The 3,965-nt window shown below is 67.0% G+C and carries 3 protein-coding genes; 2 read left to right on the top strand and 1 reads right to left on the bottom strand.

Annotated features, from left to right (window positions below; all coding sequences use genetic code 11):
* Positions 1–1,377, top strand: a 1,377-nt coding sequence (locus AC52Q4_RS04825) for a F0F1 ATP synthase subunit alpha (protein WP_495535673.1), incomplete at its 5' end; no start/stop codon positions are given.
* Positions 1,374–2,207: a F0F1 ATP synthase subunit gamma gene (locus tag AC52Q4_RS04830; protein WP_495535674.1), complete on the top strand. Its 834-nt coding sequence runs from the start codon at positions 1,374–1,376 to the stop codon at positions 2,205–2,207. The genes AC52Q4_RS04825 and AC52Q4_RS04830, both read left to right, overlap by 4 nt.
* Before the next feature lie 72 nt (positions 2,208–2,279).
* Here the strand turns inward: AC52Q4_RS04830 and glgP are convergent.
* Positions 2,280–3,965 (bottom strand): alpha-glucan family phosphorylase (gene glgP, locus AC52Q4_RS04835; RefSeq protein ID WP_495535675.1); only part of this gene is annotated, 1,686 nt, incomplete at its 5' end.

A 3,965-nucleotide genomic window follows, 5' to 3' on the forward strand; every position in this document is an offset into this window, starting at 1 on the left:
GAGCTGCTGCGAATGTCCAACGGCGCGCTCGCCATGGCCCTCAGCCTCGGGCCGGAGCGCATCGGGTGCCTCGTGCTCGGGGACCACCAAGGGCTTGCCGCCGGCGGCACCGTGCACGCGACGGGCGCGCTCGCCCGGGTACCGGTGGGCGATGCACTGTTCGGGCGTGTGCTGGATCCTCTCGGCCGGCCGCTCGATGGCGAGCCTCCGCCCGAGGCGGAGGCCTATCTGCCCGTCGAGCGTGCTGCTCCGGCCATCACCGAGCGCGATCTCGTGGTGAAACCGCTCTATACCGGCATCGCGGCCATCGATGCCATGTTTCCCATCGGACGGGGTCAGCGCGAGCTGATCATCGGCGACCGCGCGACGGGCAAGACTTCGATCGGGCTCGAAGCCATCGTCGCGCAGGCGGCGAGCGACGTCGCGTGCGTGTACGTCGCCATTGGCCAGCGATCCTCGAGTGTGCGACAGGTGGTGGAGGCCGTGCGCGAGCATGGCCCGTTCGATCGCACCGTCTTCATTGTGGCCGAGGCGCAGGCTCCACCGGGGCTGCAGTGGATAGCGCCCTATGCGGCCGCGAGCATGGCCGAGCACGTGCGTGACCGGGGCGGGGACGTGCTGCTGGTGATCGACGATCTCACCAAGCACGCCGCCGTGCACCGCCAGATCGCGCTGCTCCTGCGCCAGCCACCGGGGCGCGAGGCGTATCCCGGTGACGTGTTCTGGCTCCACGCCCGTCTGCTTGAACGCGCCGCGCGTCTTTCGGTCGCCCGCGGCGGGGGTTCGCTGACGGTGCTGCCGATCGCCGAGACCCAGGCGGGCAACCTGAGCGCTTACGTGCCCACGAACCTCATCTCCATCACGGACGGCCAGATCTATCTCGACGCACGGTTGTTCGAGGAAGGCACCAAGCCGGCCGTCGACGTCGGACGCAGCGTGAGCCGGGTTGGCGGCAAGACGCAGGTCCCGGCCATGCGCGCGCTCGCCGGAACGCTACGCCTTGAGTACGCGCAGTTTCTCGAGCTGGAAATGTTCACGCGCTTCGGCACGACGGCGGACACTCGCATGCGCCACACGGTCGAGCGCGGCCGACGCATTCGCGCGTTGCTCAATCAGGTCCGCCTCGCGCCGCTACGCCCCGGGGCACAGATCGCTCAGCTCCTTGCGGTCGCCCGCGGCACCATCGATCGCCTCGAGCCCGCCCAGGTGCCGCTCTTCCGGGCTGGCCTCCCGGTGCGGCTCGAGCGCGAGGCGGCGCGTATCATCGAGCAGATTGAGCGTACCGGGGAGCTCCCGGCCGCGGACGCCGACGCGCTCGAACGAATACTCTCGGGTCTTGTCGACGAGATCCTCGCATCGCCCGAGCAAGACCGATGACAGAGTCGCTCGAGCATATCCAGCACCGGCTGGAGAGCGCCTCCGATATGCACGAGATCTTCGGCGCCATGCGCGCCATGGCAGCTGTGCGCCTGCAGGAGGCACAAGGCGCGCTGGGCGGCACGCGAACCTACGCTGACACGATTGCCGCAGCGCTCGCCGAGGTGCTGGCCCTTGCGACGGCCGCACCGCCTGCCCAGGCCCGTCGTCCGGCACTAATTGCTTTCATGCCCGAGCACGGTTTCGTGGGGGCGCTCGCCGAGCGGCTCGTCGATTGCGTGATCGGGCGGTCCGATGCGGGTGCAGTCGTCGTGGTCGGGGACCGGGGTGCCGACGTTGCCGAGCAACGCGGCCGCGCGCTCTATGAGCGGCTCGCGCTCGGCGCGCACGTCGAGGCGGGCCCGTCCATTGCGCGCCGCCTCGCGGCCGTGCTCGACACCTTGATCGCCGAGAGGCGGTGCGACGGCGCCGACGTGCTATTTCCGCGATACACCGGTGGCGGGCGTGCCGAGCTGGTGGAGCGTCGTCTGCTGCCACTCAACCCGCGCACCCTGCCCACCGTGCACGGCGACCCGCTCATGAACCTGCCGCGGGCCGAGCTGGCCGACGCTATCCTGCAGGAGTGGGTGCGCGGTGAGCTCGTGCACGCCGTCGTCGAGACCCTGGTGAGCGAGAACGGAGCGCGTCTTCTCGCGATGGATGCGGCGCGTAGCAGCGTCGAGTCCAAGCTCTTGGTCCTGCGCAGCGCGTATCGGGTCGCACGCCAGGAAGCCATCACCAGCGAGATTGCCGAGGTGGTGAGCGGTGTGCTCGCCCAGGAGCCGACGTGAATGGGGGCATGAGTCTCCTCGAAAAGGCTCGGTCACGGTACGCGGGGAGTGTGAGCAAATGGTCTGCTTCTCCTACCGAAGATACGCCTCGCTCGCATAACGGCGCATCATTCGCTGGCTGTTGAAGCGGGGGCCGATCTTGCTGATCGTCTCCTTCATCATCCAGATCCAGCGGGCGCGGTCGGTATAGTAGAGTGGCAGGATCGTTTCCTCGAGTTTGGCATAGAGGTCCTGAGCGTGATTTCCGTTCTGGTCGCCATCGCGCCCGATGGCCCAGCCGGTTACGCCCTCGATCCAGGCCTCGATCCACCAGCCATCCAAGACGCTCAGGTTCAGCACACCGTTTAACGCCGCCTTCATACCGCTCGTGCCCGAGGCCTCCAGCGGTGGCAGCGGGGTGTTGAGCCAGATGTCCGCGCCGGCGACCAGAACTTTGGCAAGCGCCATGTCGTAATCGGGGAGGAACGCGATGGCGATGTCCGCCTGAAGCTGGTGGATGTGGCAGTGGATCTCGTGTATCAGGGTCTTGGCCCCCTGATCTCGCGGGTGCGCCTTGCCCGCCATCACCAGCTGAAACGGCTGCGCCCGATGGATCGCCCGGAGCCGTTCGATGTCGGTAAAGAGCAGGTCAAGGCGCTTGTAGCCGGTCATGCGTCGGGCGAAGGCGATCACCGGCAGCTCAGGGCGCATGGTGACACCGGTCATCCGCTGGACCTTGGCCAACAAATCTCCCTTGGCCTGCGCATGAGCTGTCCATACGGCGGCATCAGACAGCTGGTCGGCGATGACCAGCTTTTCCGGATCGTGCCCCCAGTCCGGGGCGACACGCTCGAAGAGCCGACCAAAGGCCGGGTGGGTCCAGGTCGGGACATGCACACCGTTGGTGACGGCACGGATGCTATAGCCGGGAAACATCTGCCGTGCCGTCTCGGCATGGCGGATTGCCACACCGTTGACGTAACCGCTCAGGTTCAGCGCCAGGCGCGTCATATTGAGTCGGTCCTGACCACCGATCAGCTTCAGCTGGCCGGTCTCCATAAAGTCGCCGAGCAGCTGCGCCGTATCGTCATAGGCAAAACGGTCGTGGCCGGCCTCGACCGGCGTGTGAGTCGTAAATACACATTGCTCGCGCACTCGGTCTGCGTCGTAGCGGAGCAAACCATCATATGGCCAGCCGCTTCTTGGGTGCGGGTAACGCCGGAGCAGCGCTGCGGCAAGCAGGGCCGCATGCCCCTCGTTCAAGTGATAGGTCTCTATGTTAAAGCCCAGCGCGTGCAGCAGCTGCTCGCCGCCGATGCCGAGCACGATCTCCTGCTTCAGCCGGTAGGTGTCGTCGCCGCCGTAGAGCCGGTCAGTGATCGCCCGGTCGGGCAGCGCATTGTGCTCGAGCCGTGTGTCCAGCAGCAGGACGGGGACCGAATGGTCTACCGGGCAAGTCAGCACGTAGAGCCACGGGCGAACCCATACCGGACGCCCTTCGATCCGTACGGCCACCAGGGCGTCGAGCGGGGTGGCCCAGCGCTCCAGCTCCCAGGGATCCGTATGGTCGATCTGCCGCCCATCGCGGCCGATCTCCTGGCGCAGGTAGCCTTCCCGGCTGGCGAGGGTCACGAATACGACCGGCAATGCCAAATCGGCGCAGGAGCGCGCGGTATCGCCGGCCAGGATCCCGAGTCCGCCCGAGTAGGTATGTATCTCAGGGCGCAGCGCGATCTCCATCGTGAAGTAAGCCACGCGCGTGCGCGGCAGAAAAGGATT

This window comes from Nitrococcus sp., assembly GCF_059432795.1.

Bases quoted from the DNA above. Each gene is read 5' to 3' on its own strand.
- AC52Q4_RS04830 (WP_495535674.1), top strand. From the start codon at position 1,374: ATGACAGAGTCGCTCGAGCATATCCAGCACCGGCTGGAGAGCGCCTCC.